At 66.0% G+C, this 17,504-nt stretch carries 17 protein-coding genes and 1 pseudogene; 6 read left to right on the plus strand and 12 right to left on the minus strand.

Translation table 11 applies throughout. The features are described from left to right. Positions 1–243: 243 nt before the first annotated feature. The 3 genes from G6N67_RS15865 to G6N67_RS15875 all read right to left on the minus strand — a co-directional run bounded on the left by G6N67_RS15865 (position 244) and on the right by G6N67_RS15875 (position 3,480). Entirely contained in the window at positions 244–1,080 is an 837-nt protein-coding gene (locus G6N67_RS15865; RefSeq protein ID WP_131524661.1) for a helix-turn-helix domain-containing protein, read from the minus strand. A 77-nt stretch (positions 1,081–1,157) separates the two neighbouring features. Further along, on the minus strand, positions 1,158–1,583 hold the full coding sequence (locus G6N67_RS15870) for a helix-turn-helix transcriptional regulator (RefSeq protein ID WP_081812502.1): 426 nt from the start codon (positions 1,581–1,583) through the stop codon (positions 1,158–1,160). A 475-nt stretch (positions 1,584–2,058) separates the two neighbouring features. After that, positions 2,059–3,480, minus strand: coding sequence for a recombinase family protein (locus G6N67_RS15875; protein ID WP_036431902.1), 1,422 nt, complete (start codon positions 3,478–3,480; stop codon positions 2,059–2,061). 23 nt (positions 3,481–3,503) lie between these two features. On the opposite strand from G6N67_RS15875, the pseudogene G6N67_RS15880 reads away from it, so the two are divergent. After that, positions 3,504–3,989: pseudogene (locus G6N67_RS15880) on the plus strand (ATPase, T2SS/T4P/T4SS family); the annotation flags it as partial. A 99-nt stretch (positions 3,990–4,088) separates the two neighbouring features. Here the strand turns inward: G6N67_RS15880 and G6N67_RS15885 are convergent. From G6N67_RS15885 to G6N67_RS15900, 4 genes are all read right to left on the minus strand, one after another. Beyond that, positions 4,089–7,175 carry an MMPL/RND family transporter gene (locus tag G6N67_RS15885; protein ID WP_003882619.1) on the minus strand — a complete coding sequence of 1,029 codons (3,087 nt, stop codon included), beginning with the start codon at positions 7,173–7,175 and terminating at the stop codon, positions 4,089–4,091. Positions 7,176–7,299: 124 nt separating this feature from the next. After that, a complete protein-coding gene (locus tag G6N67_RS15890) occupies positions 7,300–7,725 on the minus strand; it encodes a DUF6188 family protein (RefSeq protein ID WP_003882618.1) in 426 nt (141 codons plus the stop codon). Positions 7,726–7,798: 73 nt separating this feature from the next. Next, positions 7,799–8,359 carry a TetR/AcrR family transcriptional regulator gene (locus G6N67_RS15895; RefSeq protein WP_079710224.1) on the minus strand — a complete coding sequence of 187 codons (561 nt, stop codon included), beginning with the start codon at positions 8,357–8,359 and terminating at the stop codon, positions 7,799–7,801. Between the two features lie 59 nt (positions 8,360–8,418). Further along, positions 8,419–8,931, minus strand: a complete 513-nt coding sequence (locus G6N67_RS15900; RefSeq protein WP_003882616.1) for a PaaI family thioesterase — start codon at positions 8,929–8,931, stop codon at positions 8,419–8,421. Positions 8,932–9,074: 143 nt separating this feature from the next. Between G6N67_RS15900 and G6N67_RS15905 the strand changes: the two genes are divergently transcribed. After that, complete coding sequence (locus G6N67_RS15905; RefSeq protein ID WP_003882615.1) at positions 9,075–9,734, plus strand: TetR/AcrR family transcriptional regulator; 660 nt, start codon at positions 9,075–9,077, stop codon at positions 9,732–9,734. Here the strand turns inward: G6N67_RS15905 and G6N67_RS15910 are convergent. The 5 genes from G6N67_RS15910 to G6N67_RS15930 form a co-directional block, all read right to left on the minus strand. Further along, positions 9,731–10,141 (minus strand): DUF6262 family protein, encoded by a 411-nt coding sequence (locus G6N67_RS15910; RefSeq protein WP_003882614.1) that lies wholly within the window; start codon positions 10,139–10,141, stop codon positions 9,731–9,733. The genes G6N67_RS15905 and G6N67_RS15910 overlap by 4 nt on opposite strands. Then, a complete protein-coding gene (locus tag G6N67_RS15915; RefSeq protein WP_003882613.1) occupies positions 10,138–12,369 on the minus strand; it encodes a site-specific integrase in 2,232 nt (743 codons plus the stop codon). The genes G6N67_RS15910 and G6N67_RS15915 overlap by 4 nt, the downstream gene beginning before the upstream one ends. After that, entirely contained in the window at positions 12,356–13,558 is a 1,203-nt protein-coding gene (locus G6N67_RS15920) for a tyrosine-type recombinase/integrase (protein WP_021269098.1), read from the minus strand. The genes G6N67_RS15915 and G6N67_RS15920 overlap by 14 nt, the downstream gene beginning before the upstream one ends. 16 nt (positions 13,559–13,574) lie before the next feature. Then, positions 13,575–14,819 carry an ImmA/IrrE family metallo-endopeptidase gene (locus tag G6N67_RS15925; protein WP_003882611.1) on the minus strand — a complete coding sequence of 415 codons (1,245 nt, stop codon included), beginning with the start codon at positions 14,817–14,819 and terminating at the stop codon, positions 13,575–13,577. Between the two features lie 61 nt (positions 14,820–14,880). After that, a complete protein-coding gene (locus G6N67_RS15930; protein WP_019344398.1) occupies positions 14,881–15,633 on the minus strand; it encodes a hypothetical protein in 753 nt (250 codons plus the stop codon). Positions 15,634–15,765: 132 nt separating this feature from the next. Here G6N67_RS15930 and G6N67_RS15935 point away from each other — a divergent pair, with 132 nt between their 5' ends. Genes G6N67_RS15935 through G6N67_RS15950 form a run of 4 tightly spaced genes read left to right on the plus strand, consistent with a single transcriptional unit; the run spans position 15,766 to position 17,500 of the window. After that, positions 15,766–15,942 (plus strand): hypothetical protein, encoded by a 177-nt coding sequence (locus G6N67_RS15935; protein WP_036431909.1) that lies wholly within the window; start codon positions 15,766–15,768, stop codon positions 15,940–15,942. After that, a complete protein-coding gene (locus tag G6N67_RS15940; RefSeq protein WP_036431911.1) occupies positions 15,939–16,712 on the plus strand; it encodes a type II secretion system F family protein in 774 nt (257 codons plus the stop codon). Before G6N67_RS15935 ends, G6N67_RS15940 begins: the two co-directional genes overlap by 4 nt. After that, the gene (locus G6N67_RS15945) at positions 16,709–17,275 is read left to right on the plus strand and encodes a type II secretion system F family protein (RefSeq protein WP_036431914.1); all 567 of its coding nucleotides are present in this window, start codon (positions 16,709–16,711) and stop codon (positions 17,273–17,275) included. Before G6N67_RS15940 ends, G6N67_RS15945 begins: the two co-directional genes overlap by 4 nt. 21 nt (positions 17,276–17,296) lie before the next feature. Beyond that, the gene (locus tag G6N67_RS15950) at positions 17,297–17,500 is read left to right on the plus strand and encodes a DUF4244 domain-containing protein (protein ID WP_036431917.1); all 204 of its coding nucleotides are present in this window, start codon (positions 17,297–17,299) and stop codon (positions 17,498–17,500) included. Positions 17,501–17,504 lie beyond the last annotated feature (4 nt).

Here is a 17,504-nt window from a genome sequence, read left to right on the forward strand (position 1 = left end):
GACACGTGCCACGCGAGCGCCATACAAACACTGCGCCGCCCGTTCACCGCGAACCCGTTCGTGTGGTGCGTGTTTGCGCAGTAGTTCTGTTGGGCGCATGGCTGAAAAATCGCTGTGCGGCCCGTAGAGCGATTGGGAACTGCTTTCCGGCATAACCACCCTGCCGACGCGCCATTTGTCTCAGCACGTCCGAATCGGGCCCAGAGATAAACAATCTGGTAGACGTCTGCTGCACAGCCAGCCTCACCCGAGCATCTCCTCAACAGAGCTTGCGAACTTTCGATCCGCTTCGGCATCGGCATGACATCTCGGACATAAGCCGTCACTTGAGAACGGGTGTGCGGGTTCTTCGGAGCACGTGCGGCACAGGACTTCCGCATCGAGAGCAAGTTCCTGCTTCTCGTCCAGGCTCGCGGAGCGAAGCGGAGCGTTCTCTTGTTCGAACCCATGATCAGCAAGACGTGTGTTCATCTCGTCGTTGGGTGCGTTTTCGGCAGAAAACGCCCTATCACCCGTTGTAGTTCTTTCACCCGTGTATTCACCCGTTCTTTCACCCGTGGGGGTAGGTGTTTTCGCAGGTAGAGAATTTTCTCCAGGCGGGTCATTACCGCCTATTTGGCGGGTAATTACCGCCAATTTGGCGGGTAACTCGGGGTATGACCCGCCTATTTGGCGGGTAATTGTGGCATCGGACAGCTGCTCATTGTCAACCATTGTCACATTCACCGGACTATGACCCGCCAGATTGGCGGGTAATTCTGGGATCGCCAGCCGGTACTTATCCGGTCCGTGGTGGCCGGGGCCACGCTTCCGGGGTACGTCGACAACGAGATAACCCAACTGCTTCGCTTTGGAGATGGCGCGCTCTACCGTGCGTAGCCCCACCTTGAACCGCTCGGCCATTACGGACTGTCGCACGTAGAGCACACCCTCGCGCCTGCGGTGGTTCACGTAAGTAACGGCCATGTTCTGCAACACGTATTTATCCGCAGCCGACAGCCGGGTATCTGCCTGGACCGCCATAAACCAGTCGAATTTGTCGACGCGCCCCGTTGGCCTGTCGCTGGCTCGATCTATCATGGTTGCGTTCCGTTCGGTCGTCGGAATCGTTGAGAATCGGCCCGCGTAAACCCCCAGGCGCGGGCCGATTCGCGTACTCAGGACTGGATCTCGGTTCGGAGTTGTTCCCACAGTTCGGCACCCCGACCGGACGGGCGCAAAGCTCGAACTGCGATCCCGATTGCCTCCAGCGCCAACACATTCCCTGCGACGACGGGAATGAGCTTGTCGGCCTGCGCGTGATCACCTGCCGCCATGGCGTCAACGAAGTCTGCGACCGTCCGTTGGGCGGCTCTGCGCTGTGCCGGGGTGGGCGGTCGGTCCACGGTCTCAGTCCTTTGGTCGATCCAGTCCTGTAGCCGGTCGTCGCGGATGAGTACCCGGCGACCGATACGGGTCACGGCTGGCCCGTTGCCCTCGCTGATCTGGTCTTCCAAGTGGCGCTTGCTGATCCCGGCCACTGCTGCGGCTTCGCTAACGGTGCGCATCACCAGGGGTGGCGTAGTGGTTGCGTGCGTCTCCATGCAGCAAGTACAGCACTCAGTACAGGGCGCCTGATGTTGGTGATCTGCTGGGTACCTGGACAATTCGCGACAGTGCTGGCACTTGAGATAGGTGCTTGTCGGCAACCTCCAGGCATAACCGCATGTCAGCACTAGTTCACCTGGGCAACCGATATTCCTCCGGCGTGTCGTGCCAGGTTCTGTATCAGCGTGTCGCGCACTGAGTTTCAGCGGCAATCCGTTACACGATGACACGCAGAGAGCCGTGACCAGCTGCCTCCGGCTGAGTCAACGTTTGCCATTGTGTGAAATACGTTGGCATAAAGCGGAATAGACCCACGTCAGTCTGACGCGTTAGGTGAGTACCTTCGCCCACATGGGAAGACCAGCCGCCGAACGCAGCGACATTGCCGCTGCCGTGCGCGCTGTCGTGGACGCCGCGCCACCGCTCACCGCTGAGACCGTGCAGCGGATCGCGCAGATAATGCGGGTGCCGCTAACGCTTCCAATCGATGCGGACACCAGCCGGGTCGAACCCCAAATGTCCGCGTGACCGGCCCAGCGGAAGCACCGTCACGGTGCACAGATAATCGATGATCGCCCGTTTCTGGCCCAGCGTGAGTGCCGCCCACGCTGCCGCCATATCGGCGGGCTCCGCGTGCGCGAGGGCATCCAACGGCGACTTGCCGCCGATCATGGCCAGCTGAGCAGCGACCTGCGCTGCGCGTTCTTCGATGCGCTTGGACCCAGCCGTCAACGCTGCCCGCGTGATGTCGCCTTCGGCGAACGCCTCCGCAAGCTGCTCCTGCCGCAGGCGCAGCGCATCGGCCTCGGCGCGCAGCTCCACCACGTTCGTGGTGCTTTCCTCGGCGATGGCCTCATGCACGAGACCGGGACGAGACAGCCGCTCCACCATCACTGCTTCCACGAACCCGTCCAGCGCGGTCGCTTCCCGGCTCACATGCCCACCACTATCTTTCCGGTCACGGCTGCGGCAGCGATACGCGCGACGCTTCGCGGTGCTGGAGGACACCCGCAACTCGGCCTCACCGCAGACACCACAGTGGTAGAGCCCTGAGCCGAGCCATCGCACACCAGGGCCACGCCCCGCGTTGGTGCGCCGCGCTGGGTCGGTCAGGATCGCGCACGCTGCCCGCCACGTTTCCTCGGGCACGATGGCGGGCCACTGCGCCTTGCCGACGATCTCACCCTTGTACGACGACAAGCCAGCCGTGCGCGGGCGTCGGATGGTGTCCGATAGTGCGACGGCGGTCCACCGTGCCCGACCCGTCACTGTGGGGACACCGCGGGCGTTAAAGTCCCGCACGATGGCGCGCAGGCTCACTCCGGAGACGATCTGCTCCACAGCCTTCGCCAGCTCGGCAGCTTCGTCGGCTCGGATAGTGATGCCGTCAGGCTCGAACCCGAACGGCCGTATGCCGCCGTGGAAGCCGCCAGCTTTGGCCTGTTGCTGGCGTGCGCGCCGGATGCGTTCGCCCTTGTGCTCGGACTCGTGTTGACCCCACGCGGACAAGGTGATCGCGATCGCTCGACCTGACGGGGTTGACAAGTCCCAATGGCCCGCTTGCACGGTGTGTGTATCGATGCCGTGCTTACGGCTGACTGCTACGTAGTGCTCCAGCTCCAGCACCGACCGGTGTAGCCGGTCGGGGTGCCATGCCAGCACTCCTTTGACCGCACCCGACTCGATGGCGTTCAGCAGTGCCTCGTACTGCGGTCGGCGCTTGCCGGAGTAAGCGGAGATGTCGTTGTCGCAGAACACTTGGACGACGTGCCAGCCGAGTGTTTCGGCGAGCTTGCGGCAGTCCTGCTCTTGGCGGTCCACACCGAGGCCAGCGCCGGTGCGGTCCTGGGATATGCGCACGTAGATAGCGGCTGGAACCACGTTCTTACTCATGCCATCCAGTGTGTCATAAATATGGTGCCGTAAAGACCACGCTGTTGACCGCGGCCCTCGGCGCGGTCGCCGCCCACGAGCGCATCATCTGCGTCGAGGACGCTGCCGAACTCGCCCCACCGCATCCGCACCTGGTGCGGTTGGTGGCCCGCAGCGCCAACGTCGAAGGCGTCGGCGAGGTCACGGTGCGGGATCTGGTGCGCCAGGCCTTGCGGATGCGGCCCGACCGCATCGTGGTCGGCGAAGTCCGCGGCGCCGAAGTGGTCGACCTGCTCGCGGCGCTCAACACCGGCCACGACGGCGGCGCGGGCACGGTGCACGCCAACAGCCCCGCCGAGGTGCCCGCACGGCTGGAGGCTCTCGCCGCGCTCGGTGGCCTCAACCGCGAGGCGCTGTCCAGCCAGCTCGCGGCGGCCGTCTTATCTGTAGGTCGGTTGCGGGTGTCCTCGACTGTCGCTGACGGTGATCGGGATGGTGTTTGCGACCGTGGGCGACATGCTTATCTGTAGTGCTGTACTCGATGATCTGCGCTCTGCGGGGCGGGTTTTGGCGGATCGGTGTGAATCGGGAATGCCGCGTGTGACTGTGGTTGAAATTTCTTAGCGCTGTCAGGTTGTGGCGGTGGCTGGTTGTGGTGTTGGTGTGGGGTGTGTTGTGGGTGTGGTGGGGCGTTGTGGCCACCAGCTGGCTTGGCGGAGCAGGGTGGCGATGGCTGGGACGGTGAGGGTGCGTACGAGGAAGGTGTCCAGCAGTAGTCCGCAGCCGATGATGAGTCCGGTTTGGATCATGATGGCTACCGATCCGATCATCAGGCCGAACATGCTGGCTGCGAAGATGAGGCCGGCGGAGGTGATGACTGAGCCGGTGGTGGCTACGGTGCGCAGCACGCCGACGCGGATGTTGTGGGTGGATTCTTCGCGGAGTCGGGATACGAGCAGCATGTTGTAGTCGGCGCCGACGGCGACGAGGATGATGAACGCTAGTAGTGGTACGGGCCAAGCGATTTGGTGGCCGAGGATCCATTGGAAGACGATGACTCCGATACCGAGTGAGGCCAGGTAGTTCAGCACGACGGTGCCCAGCAGATATAGCGGGGCGATCAGGGCGCGTAGCAGGGCGATGAGGATGAGTCCGACAATGACCAGGGTGGCGATGGCCAGTTGGGTGAAGTCGGATGAGAGCAGGCGTTGGATGTCGGAGTTGACGGCGGGGAATCCGGCGACCGAGACGGTGGCGTGGTCCAGGGAGGTGTTGGGGCGTGCGGTGTTGGCGACGTCGGTGATCTGGCGGGCCAGGTTCATCGCCTCGCCGCTGTAGGGGTCGGTGTTGGTGTCGATGGCGAAGCGGGCGGTTTTGCCGTCGGGTGAGAGGAAGTGTTTGGCGACGTCGGCGAATTGGCGGTTGTCGAAGGCTTCGGGGGGCAGGTAGAAGCCGGTGGCGGCATCGGATCCGGCGGTGGCGCGGGCGGAGTTTTGCAGTTGGGCCGCGATTTGACTCATCCCGGACAGCATTTGGATGTTGCTGTCGGCCAGGGTGTGCACGCCGGTGGCCAGGGCGCGTGCGCCGGAGGCCAGTTGGCTGATGCCGTGTTGGAGTCGGCCGATGTTGGCGGTCAGGTTTTCGGGGTTGCCGAGGGTTTTGAAGGCGTTGTTCATGGTGGCCACGGTGTGTTGCACTTCGGTGAGGGTGCCGGTGACGGTGGCGTTGGTGGCCGGGTTGTACTGGTCGCCCAGGGTGGCGAGTTGGGTGAAGAATCCGTTGTCGCGCAGGGTGGTCAGGATACTGACCTGGTCGCGGATCTGGGTGCATTGCGGGGTGGTGATACACCACGGTGAGGTGTTGAGTGCGGTGACGAGCGGGTCGAGGGCGGCGATGGCGGTCTGGGCGCGTTCGGCCAGGGGTCGGATGCCGGGGCCGGCTTGGATGGCGGTGTCGACCTCGGGTGCGGTGGCTGAGAGTTGTTGCAGCAGCGGGCCGAAGCGCTGCATGTTCTCACCGGCGGCGCCGGCTTGGGTGAGTACACCGCCCAGGGGGGTGAGCGCGGTGCGCACGGTGGTGTCGAGTTGGGCCAGGCCGTCGGCGAGTTGGTCGGCGCCGTGGGTGAGCTTGTCCAGGTCGGTGCGCCGGTCGTTGCCCTGGGCGACCGAGTCGGCCATCTTGTCGCCGATTTGTCCGTTCTGCCAGGACAGTTGGGCTTGGTCGAGGCGTTGCCCGGCCGGTCGGGTGATCCCGGAAACACGTGTCACGGCCGGGATTTGGGCGATGCGTGAGGCCATCTCGTCGAGGTCGGCCAGGCCTTTGCCGGTGCGCATGTCGGTCGGGTTTTCCACGACGAGGAATTCGGTGATGACGACGTCTTTGGGGAAATGGCGGTCCAGCAGCTGATAGCCCTGGTTGCTGGCGGTGGTGGGGGGTTGTCCTTGGCGGTCGTCGTAGCTGATGGTCATGGTCGCCGCGGCCGCTGACAGTGCCACCAGGATGGTCAGGCTGATGACCAGCAGCGGCACCGGGCGACGCACCACGGCCACGGCCACGCTGTTCCAGTAGCGGCGGGTGCGGTCGGGTTTGGGTTCGCCGATGCCGCGGGTGGCCGCCAGCGCCAGCACCGGCGGCAGCAGGGTCACGGTGGCGGCGAATCCGACTGCCACGGCGACCGCGCAGGCCGGACCGAGGCCGGCGAACACACTCAAGGTGGCGAACACCATGGCCAGAAAGGCCAGGGCCACGGTGCCCGCCGAGGCCAGGATGACTCGGCCGATGCTGGCGGTGGCCGCGATGACCGCCTGCTCGGCGGGCACCTGGGCGCGGCGTTGTTCGTGGTAGCGGCTGATCAGAAACACGGTGTAGTCGGTGCCGGCGCCGAGCAGGATCGCGGTCATGAACGCCACGGTGAACTGCGAGACCGGCATGCCGATTTCCCCCAGGGCAGAGAGCACCCCACGCCCGACGGCCAGGCTGATCCCGATCACCAGCAGCGGCAGCAGCGCGGTGAACACCGACCGGTACACGATCAGCAGGATCAGCGCGATCAGCCCGGCGGTGGCGATCGAAATGAACACCAGGTCGTGCTCGGCTGAGGCGATCTGATCGGCGAACGTGGCCGGTGGCCCTGTCACATAGGCCGTGGTGGACGTGTTGGCGAATGCCGTGTCGGTGAGATCGCGCACGGCTTGCACGGATTCGGCCGCGGTGGGATCACCGAGCGTGCCGGCCACCCCGACCGGCAGATACCAGGCCTTGCCGTCACCGCTGACCGCCTGGGTTCTGGTGACCGGGTCGGCCAGCAGATCCTGGACCAGCAGGACATGGTCGTGATCGGCGCGCAACCGCCCCACCAGATCCTGATAGCGCAGCTGATTATCGGGGGTCAGACCGGCCGGGTCTTGCATCGCGACGAACAGCATCGTCTTGGAGCCCTGCTCACCGAACGCCTCACTCATGCGGTCCACGGTCTGAAACGAGGGCACATCACGCGGGATCAGATCGACCGACTGTTGGCGCACCACCGTCTCCAGCTGCGGGAACAGCAGCGCCAGCACCACCGCGGCCGCGATCCATCCACCGATCACCAATGCCTTGTGGCCCACCGTGAACGCCGCGAGCCGACCCAACCGGGCGCTGTATTCCGAAGATCCGGACAGATCGACGCCGCGCCGGCCACGGGAAGGCCCAGCATCTCCGGTTCGATCGCCCATCCCCACGCCTCCCAAGAAACGAAACTATCGGTATCGCTACGATACTAATAGTCCCACACGAGGATCGGAAGGGCCGCGCCGACCTTTCGGGCCATGGTTGCGGCTGGGCGCGGTGGGGGGTGAATTAACTTGCGGTGTCCTCAGATTCGTCGTCGGGCAGGTCGTGGCGCACCACCCGCACCCGCCCGCGGGGCAGGCATGCCATGTAGCCGTGGCGTTTGCCGTAGAGCTCCCAGGAGGTCGCGGCCTCCTGGGGGGCGACATCGATGCGATGCCCGCGGGAAAAACCCAGGTGCAACCCGCCGCCCTCGTCGCACCACGCCCCCGTGCACACCGCGCCGGCCAGGTCCAGCAACGGACGCTGCTGGACCGAGACGTTGCCCGGGTCGATGAGGACCTGCTCTTCGGGATAAGACGATCCGATCGGCGGCAGGGTCAGCCGGATCGGGGTGGCGATCACCAATTCGTTGTAATCGTCGAGGTCGAGCACCAATCCGTCGCGCAACGAGACACGCTGAACGGTGCACCGCTCGATCCAGGGGGTATGCATGCCCGGCTCCCTTCGACACGTCGTTGTGTCGCTTTATGGTACTGGGAGTAGCGCAGCGATACTACTAGTATCGCTAAGTGGTGGTGTGGGTGCCGTGCACCAGCTGTCGGGTTGTGCGGTCGATGCGTTCGCGGGCCAGGTCCGCATCGATCCGGCCGCCGATGACGGCGATCAGGTTGGCCAGCCACACGTCGGCGATCAGGCTGGCCACGTCCCGGTCATGTGCGCTGGGTGTGGGCCCGCCCAGGGCGCGGGCCAGCATGTCCTCGATCACCGCGACAGCGTGCTCGATCGCGCTGGTGGCCTCGGTGTCGGCCACGACGAACGCACGCACCATCGCCTCGGTCAGGTGCGGGTTGGCCTGCCAGGCTGTGTGCAGGTGGGTGGTCAACCGCCCCAGCCGGGCCTGCGGCGCCAGTTCACCGGTACTCCAGACGAATTCGGTGTCGAGACGTTCGAATTCGCGGGCCAGCACCGTCACCAGCAGATGGCTTTTGGATCGGAAATGCCGATACAGCGAGCTGGCGGCAATGCCGGCCTGCGCGGCCACCGCACGCATCTGCACACCGTCAAAACCGTGTGCTGAGGCCACCGTCCACGCGGCATCCAGGATCGCCTCGCGACGCGCCCACACCGAGGCCGCCGGCCGGCGCGGGCGCCGCACCCGGTCCCGGGGTGCGGCGGTGGGCGCGCTCACCGCGACCCCGCGTCGGGGCCGGCGCCACCGTAGCGGGCCAGCTCGGCGAACAACTCCCCGAAACCGCTGATGTCACCGTGGGCGGCGAAATGGGCCGCATCCACCGTGATGAACACCGCCGAGGCGGTGAACCGGGTGACACCGTCCACGCCGACCCCCACCCCGTCCACATGCAACGCCCGGCCCTCGCGGGTGGCGATCCGCGCGGTCAGCCGATGCGTACATCCCAACGGCACCGGCTGCAGATAGTCCACCGTCAAACGGCGCGTCACCGCCGGGGTGGCCGCGATCCACAACGAAAACCCCAGCACGTCATCACAGGCCGCGGCGATCGCGCCACCGTGTGCGAGCCCCGGCGCACCGATATGACGCTCATCGAACACCAGATCAGCGAACACCTCATCGCCGCACCGAAACACCTCCAGCTGCAAACCGTGCGGATTGTCCGGCCCGCAGCCCATGCAGGTCGGCGTGTGTGACGGCAACCGCTGCGGCTGATCAGCACCCATCACGGCCTCCTCACACCCGGGCAGCCCCGCCACCGCGTCCCGACCCGGGACCGCCGGTACTAGCAGTTTCGCTGCGCTACTATCGGTACCATAACCGGGAGAGCGGGGGCAACGCACCGGCGATCGGAACACCAGGAGGTCAGGTGGGGACAGAACCCGCGGCGGCACCCGACGACGAGGACGACGTCGACCCGCGCCGCACCCGATCGCGCACCCGACTGCTCGACGCCGCGGCCAACCTGCTCAAAACCGGTGGGATCGAAGCCGTCACCATCGACGCGGTCACTAAAGCCTCCAAGGTCGCCCGCACCACCCTCTACCGCCACTTCAACAGTTCCTCACAACTGCTCGCGGCCACCTTCGAACGCCTTCTGCCCCAAGTCATCCCGCCCGCCCCGACCAGCGGCACCCTGCGTGAGCGGCTCATCGAACTGCTCTCGCGCCAAGCCGACCTGTTCGCCGAAGCGCCGCTGCACGTCACCACCTTGGCCTGGGCCGCGTTGGGCCCCACCGAAACGCACGACAGCGACAGCGATACCGGCCAACACGCCACCGCCAGCATGCTGCGCACCCGGGTGATCGAGCAGTACCGGCGGCCTTTCGACGAAATCCTGCACAGCCCCGAAACCTTCGACCAACTCGGCGAACTCGACATCGAACTGGCACTGTGCCAACTGGTCGGCCCCCTGGTCTTCGCCAGAATGACCGGCCTACGCGCCATCGGCCACCACGACTGCACCCGCATCGTCGACGACTTCATCACCGCGCAAACCACGCAGCGACCCGCACAACCAGCCAGCTAGGAGTTGGTGTCCGGGTGGGGTTTGCCGGCCAGTTGCCCGTGCAGGGTCGCGATGATGTGGTCGCGTTCGCGCAGTTGGGCTTTCAGGTCGGCGATCTGGGCGTCTCGTGCCTTCAGGCGGGTCCGTAGCGCGGTGATGATGCTGCTCTCGGTGTCGGTAGCCGGTGGTGGCGGTGGATCGGGGGCGGCGGCCAGCGGCTGGGTGGTGCGGATCTGTTCTCGCAGTTGGGGGCGGCGGTGGATGACGCTGCGTGACACTCCGGCGTGGCGGGCCAGGCTGCTGACGTTGATGTCGAGGCCCTGCTTGCGCATCTTCTTCAGGGCCCGATCGATACGGGCCTCGACGTCGGCGCTGCGTTTGCGGGCGCTGGCCTCAAGGGCGGTGAGGGAGGCGGGGGTGACGGTCATGCGGGTGTGTGAGGATCGGCTTTGCGCAGTGCTGAATCGTGCGCACCGCGGGTGGCCACAGGTTGCAGCGGGATGCGGTTGGCCGTCCCGGCCCCGGCGATCGCCTCCTGATGGGTGCGTTGATCTGCGGTCAGGCGGTCCAGGATGGCTTGCAGGGAATGCAATTCGCGCAGGCGTTGGGCGACCCATACGTTGTCATCGGTGAGTTCGCGGCCGGTGCGCTGGCGGTACTGCTGACGTCTGATCTCGACCAGCGCCGTGGTCTTGGCGTGCTGATCTTTGAGTTCGTCGAGGTGGGTGGCGTCGGTGGCGAAATGCCCGCACGACAGACAGGCGTTGCCCTTGTCGCAGGTTTTCAGTGGCGGCAGCAGGCACACCCCGTTGGGCAAGACCCGGTCGGTGCGCACTGAGAGCTGGGTCATGTCCAACATGTCAGACGGGCTGATTCCGATGTCGGTGCCGTGAGCGCCGATCTTCTTGTGTTTGAGGAACTCCGCTTCGGCGGTCGCGGCCAGTGTCGCGGCATAACGCATGGTCATCTCGGGGCTCTTGTGGCCCAGGTAGCGCTGGACGACGTGGATCGGCACGCCGTCGTTGAGCAGTTCGGTGGCCCGGGTGTGGCGCAGCCGATGCGTTTGGGTGAACCGCAACGGGTTTCCCGCAGCATCGCTGAGACCATGGATGGCATCGAGCTTGTCCAGGGAGGCCCGATACGTTGCATACGGGCGGGGCCGGCGCCCGGCCAGGTTTTGTTTGACCGCGATGAACAGGTATTTCGGGGTGAGGCTGGGGTGGGTGTCGGCGAGCCAGCGCTGTTGCTCGGCGATGACGTTGACCACGGCCTGCTCGACCAGGATGGTGGGGATGACCCCGTCGACTTTGGTCTGTTGGTAGCGCAGTTTGGCCACGAACACATCGGGGTCATCGGTGGCGGTGGGCCGCGCCGCGCCGGGGATCGCTTCGAGCGGGTGGTGATCGAGCATGAGAATTTCTGAGGCCCGCCGCCCAGTCAGTGCTTGCAGCAGCCAGATCCGGGCGGCCTGGGGGTCGCCGAGGCCTTTGATCAGCGACACGGTGCCATCGGGATGGGTCACCGACACCAGGGCGCCCCGTTGGGCGGCGAGCACGTCGAGGTAGGCCAGCATCTGCTGCAGTTCTCCAGTGGAGTACCAGGTCAATTCCCGGGTGCGGTGGGCGCGGCGGGTGCGAAACGCCGGCCCCCACAACCGGGTGTGCGCCGCGGACAGGTTCTCCCAACGCGCATCGCCGGTGGCTGCCGCGGCCTCGGGTGCATGGTCGAGCATGAACGTGTAGAAGCTCTGGATCTGAGATTGGCTGTCGCCGATCGCCGTGGCAGACAACGGCTTGTCAGGTCGGGCAGCCGCGGCTGGGGAGCGCAGGTATTCGTTGTAGGTAGTGAAAATCAGGCGTAGCTGCGCCGGGTCATCGGATAAGACGGGATCGGTGTAGCCACGCGCGATCACGAATTCACCGAAATGGCGCGCCATCTCGCGGGCACGATCGACTGCCGATGACCAGCGCAGCAACTCCGCATCCAGGCAGGTGCGCAGCCAAAACCGCACCCCTTCGCGCAGCCACGCTGGTTCGATCGCGCCGATGCGCACCGTCTTCTCGTGGCACGGTTCGTGTTCGCGTTGCGGGATCCGTGGATCGGCCCGCAGATCCCAGGTGTCATAGGCCCACCAGTCGATGGCGCTGGCCCGCACCGACACAAACAGGTGCAGATGCTCGATCAGGCCCACAATATTGCGGCGTGTGCCGCCGGCGGGCAGCCGCGCATTGCGCCGCTCGAACACCACGACCGCGTGGCGCACCATGTCGTTGACCGCCAGGTCGGTGATGCTCACCGGGTGGCGGCCGTGCGCACTGCGGTACTCGGCCGCGGCGGCGCTGATGGCCTGGGTGGCCCAGCGCAGCAGGGAATGCTCGATCTTGCGCAGCCCCTCGTGGTAGCACACCCACACCCACCAGGCGATCTCGTCGGCGAACCGCGCCGGTGTGGCCTGCGGGGTGAAGTCGTACACCCCAGCGGTCGCAGCGGGCGGCAGATCGTTCTTGCGGGACAGGAACACCCGATCTGCCGGGGGCAGATGCACCTGATAGGCCGGGCGGCGCCATTCGGCGGGTACCTGGGCCCACTGCGCCTGCCACGCCACCGCACCGAGGTCGCCTACCGGTGTGGTCAGGCGGCCCTCATTGCTGGCCATCGTGAAGTCCTTTCCATCCGGCGACATAGTTTTTCCACTCGGCCAGTGAACGCATCGCCGCGTCCTGGGTGACCCAGCCGTAGGTGGACAGAGTGGTCTGCACATCGGCGTGGCCCAGACGCCGCATCACCACATGCTCAGGCACCCCCGCCAGCAGCAACGCGGTGGCGTGAGTGTGGCGCAGCCAGTGCGGTGACCAATCCGGCGGCAGACTCCGATGCGCTGTGCGCAGCCCGCGCACCTTCTCGTAGATGTTCTCCTGGCGCATCGGCGAAAAACGCGGTCCCCGTTGCAGATTGACGAACACGAAATGATTCGACAGATCATCGACCACCTGGTCGGCGTTCATCGCGACCAACTGCCACACATACTCTGAATACAGTGCCTCCAGGTCATCACCGACATAGATCCGCCGCGGCCCGGTCTTGACCCGAGCACCATGGGGATGATCTTGGCGCTCCACAATGTCGATCCACGGGGTCGCACCGGCGCCGATATGAAAATCGTTGTGCCGCAGTGATAAGGCCTCGCCCAGACGCATTCCCGTTTCGGCCAGTACTGCGAAAAACAATCGGTTGCGCACCGCGGCGGCCCCGCCGGTCCAGTCCCCGTCGCGCTGCACCGAGCAGCCATCGAGGATCGTGGCCACCTGGGCAGGCGACAAGACAGGGGTAGCCGATCGCCGCGGGGTGCGCACCGGGTAGATCGGGTGCTCGCCGTCGCGGTGGGGCCCGACGCCGTCGAGGAACCCGACGTAGCGGTTGTGGCGCCGCCAGCTGCCCCGCTGAGTGACCAAACGCCGATAAGGCACCTCGGTGGTGCCGGCATCAGCGTGATAGCGATACATCGACAACACCGCAGCCGCCCGCGGCTGCAAAGAACTGGTCACCATCTTGGTCTCGGGGGCACCCAGGCGCGGTGTCCCGGGCAGATCCCCAGTCCGCAGATACTGCAAGTACTGCCCGAACAGGGTGGTGGGGAAGTCATCCCAGCGATGGCCGGTGTGCTCGAGCATCGTGAACCACCGCGCCAACCCCGCGGCGTAGCCACGCACCGTGTGCGGGGACGCGCCCCCCTCACGCAGAAACCTCAGATACTCCGCAGCCGGGGCCACCGGCAGATGATCGGCGCCAACGACCGTGTAGGTGACAGGCTGGTCGGCAAAGATCACCCGCTGCACTCGCGCCACCGGCCCCCCTTGTGTTCTAGCCGCGCCGGCTTCGCTGCCGCAACGGAATCACATTGCTGCCCGTACTGGGCGCCGATGACCCGGGTCCGACCGTCGCTCTGCCGCTGCCGGCGGCCACCCGCACCGCCGCCGCGCCCGGGGCGGCCCGCTGCCCGGCCATGAAGTCCTCCAGCAGATCCTGCGGCCACACCAAGTCATAGGGGGCCAGCATCGCCGCCGAACGCGCCGAAAACGCCATCTCCAGCCACTTGCTGATCAATCGTGGCCGCTCCACCTCACGGTCATTCCAGCCCGGCTCCACCCGACCCCACGTCGTATCGGTATCCGGATTGACCCGGGTGTAGAGCTGGCGGCGCAACGCCTCAAACCGCGCCCCAGTCAACAACTGCGAGGTATGCAGATGCTTGATCAACGCCCCCAGCGACACACCCCACTTTGCTTTCACCGGCAACAACTCCGCCAGCGACGGAGCCCGCGACACGTCCTTGGCCAGCACCGCCGCCGGCGCCAACAACTCCGAGGCGAACTGCGACGCCTGCTCCTCGCAGGCCTCGGTGACGCTGCCCGAGGCATGCAACACCAGATGACCCACCTCATGAGCCAGCGTCCAGCGGGTCCGTTCCCACGAATTCGATTGCCGCACAACGATCAACGGCCGGGTATTGAACTCCCCGACACGCACCGAATAACCCAAATGCTTGTCGATCTTGCCGGTGGAATCCCCGTCACCCAGGATCCGCCGTGACGAGGAGGTCAGCAAGCGGCGCACCACGACCACCACACCGCTGCGCTCGATCTCATGCGTCAGGTACTCGATCGGCTGATCGTGCTCCAACCCCCAACTGGCACGCACCGCCGCAGCGGCCTGGGTCACTGCGGTGTCGATCGGAAGTATCGGCAACTTCACCGCAGGTAACTGAGTGCGGCCATTGAGCTCGTCGAGAAACTCCCCAGCCAATGCCGCGAACTGCGCCAAATACTCCCGCTCGGTCGCCGTGATCGACCGCGGCGCACGGAACAACAGATCCGACTGGTGCACCCGCGACGTCGGAGCGGTGGTGAAAAATTTCGCCGGGAACCGCAACACCGCCACCAGCCGGTCGAAATCCTTGATCGGCAACGCCGTCGTGGTCGACTTCTCCAACCGGTTCAGCCGAGAATGCTTCCAGCCCAACGCTTCCATCACCGCAGTGGCAGTCATCGCGCGCATGACCCGGGCCTGGTTGACCCGCAACCCATACACGTCCACGGTCGTCGTCATTGCGACCTCGATTCAACAGCCACCCGCCGACATTCGCATCGACCCCCGACACCACGACCCCTTAAGCCGGCTCCTCGGGATCCTCGCCCGTCCCCAGCGCCGGCGGCTCGTACTCGCCGAAGTCGTCCCTGGGCCCCTGACCCTGCGCCGACGGAGTCACCAGCGGAGAGTCGGTGACTGGAGGCAGCGGCTCGGTTGCCAAAATCTGCACCCGCGACGCATTGTCCACATCCACCACGAACGCCAACACCGCCTCCGACAATCCCCACCCATCGTCGGTCGGCCACCACAGGGCGAAGATATCCGGTGTACCGGCCGGAGTCACAATCGGCGACGGAAACAACTGCGCCGGCTCGTCCTCGTCCAACAACATCTGCTCGTCGACCTGAGCCTTCGGCGGCCGCAGCACCCGAAGATCGCCGCCCGTCGGATGCGTCACCACCCGAACTCGCTCCCCGTGCAACACCTTCGACGGCCACCGTCGCGCACGAAAATCCATCCCCCGCGAATCGGCGATCTGCACCGACAACCCACTGCCACGAGAAGTCAACAACGTGTCCCCAGGGATCGGCTTGCGAAGCTCGCGCATCCTCAACACCATCTGGCGCACACACGTACAAAACGCCTGACCATGAATATCCAACGGATCCTCGAACAACGGCTGCCACATCTGGCCAACCTTGGGGATCACCACCTCCAAGTCGTAACGCAGAGTCGCCAACGACGGCCCATGATCCGACACCGCCTTGCGCAACCGCTCTTGTAGGTTCACACGGCGAATTTCGCACACAAAAACAGAGAGCGCAAGCAACACGCCGCATCGGCGTGGCGAGAGGGTTGATATTGCTACGCACACTCTTAGAGTACATGTACCCGACGATAAATACGCAGTTCAACACGCATTGTGCGCCCACATTGTGTAGTTAACTACTGATAATTGTGTCAGGTGCTGGCACACGTGGGCCGCGACGGGTCCGGACGGCGCAGGCTTGCCGAGATCGCGGTGCTGGGGCGGGGCGCCGACGGCTCGGTGCACGTGCGGACGGCGTGGCACGCGGACAACGGATTCGGTTGCGGAGCAGAGCATCTCAAAACCCTCATCGCCGAGCGGGGCACGCCGTGACGGCCGCGGCGGTCGCGTTGGCGGTGGCCCTGCTGGTCTGGCCGGTCACCCCGCGCCGGTTGCGGGCGGTGCGTCGATCGCGGATACGCCGCGGCCCGGTCCTGCCCGTCGGGCTGGTCGCGGCGGGGGTGGTGCTGTGGACGATTCCCGGCACCGCCGCGTTGGCCGCGGGCATGATCGCCGGCACCGGTTGGTTGCGGTGGCGGCGCCGCCGGATGATGGTGCGCCGCAAAGAAGAAGCCGACGCGCTGCAGGCCGCGCTGGGGGTGCTGGTCGGGGAGTTGCGCGTCGGCGCACACCCCGTCAGCGCGTTCAGCACGGCGGCCGCGGAGGTCTCGGGGCCCGTGGCCGACGGTATGCGCACCGTGGCGGCGCGTGGCCGGTTGGGCGCCGACGTCGCGGCCGGTCTCGACGACATCGCGCGGTCATCGGTGCTACCGGTGCACTGGCAGCGCCTGGCGGTGTGCTGGCGGTTGGCCGAGCACCACGGCTTGGCCATCGCCACCCTGATGCGCACCGCGCAGCAGGACATCGTTGAGCGCGAACGCTTCTCGACCTACGTGCACGCGGGCATGGCGGGCGCGCGGGCGACCGCGATCGTGCTGGCCGGGCTGCCTGTGGTGGGCATCGGGCTCGGGCAGCTGATCGGTGCCGATCCGGTGTCGTTTCTCACGAGTGGTGGGGGCGGTTGGCTCTTGGTGATCGGTGTGCTGCTGTCGTGTGCCGGGTTGCTGTGGTCGGACCGGATCGCCGCTGGGGTGGTCAAATGAGCTGGGCGGCAGTGCTGTTGGCGGCAGCATTGCTCGTCGGGGCGGGCCCGCGCAGGCGTATCGGGACATCGGGCGCGAAGACCACGGCGCGTCACGCCCCGCGGGATGACGACCCGCTTGCGGCCGCGTCGACATTCGACCTGCTCGCCGCGTGCCTTTCGGCAGGCATGGCGGTCTCCGGCGCTGCGTCGGCGGCCGCGCCGTCGGCTCCCGCGACCGTCGCCGCGCTGCTGACCCGGGCATCCGACCTGCTGGCGCTCGGCGCTGATCCGGCCGTCGCCTGGTCGAACGATCAGCTGCTCGAGGACAAGAACGCCGAGGCCCTGCTCCGGCTGGCACGCCGCTCGGCAGCGTCGGGCACCGCACTGGCGCACGGCGTGGCCGAGCTGGCCGTCCAGTCACGCCACGATGCCTCGGCCGCCGCCGACGCTGCCGCGGAGCGCGCATCGGTTTTGGTCGCGGGCCCGCTCGGCCTGTGTTATCTGCCCGCGTTTTTGTGCCTGGGCATCGTGCCCGTGGTCGCCGGGCTGGCCGGCGACGTGCTCGGTTCGGGGTTGCTGTGACCTCAGTGGAAAGGAAAACCAATGGTAGAGAACATGATTCAGCAGGTTCGTGCCCGGCTGGCGGTGCTGGTGGTCGACGATTCTGGCATGTCGACAGTCGAGTACGCGATCGGCACGATTGCCGCCGCGGCGTTCGGGGCGATCCTGTACACCGTGGTGACCGGGGATTCGATTGTCAGCGCGCTGACCAACATCATCAGCAGGGCGCTCAACACCAACATCTAGATGA

The sequence above is a fragment of the Mycolicibacterium mageritense genome (assembly GCF_010727475.1).
Taxonomy (GTDB): Bacteria; Actinomycetota; Actinomycetes; order Mycobacteriales; family Mycobacteriaceae; genus Mycobacterium; species Mycobacterium mageritense.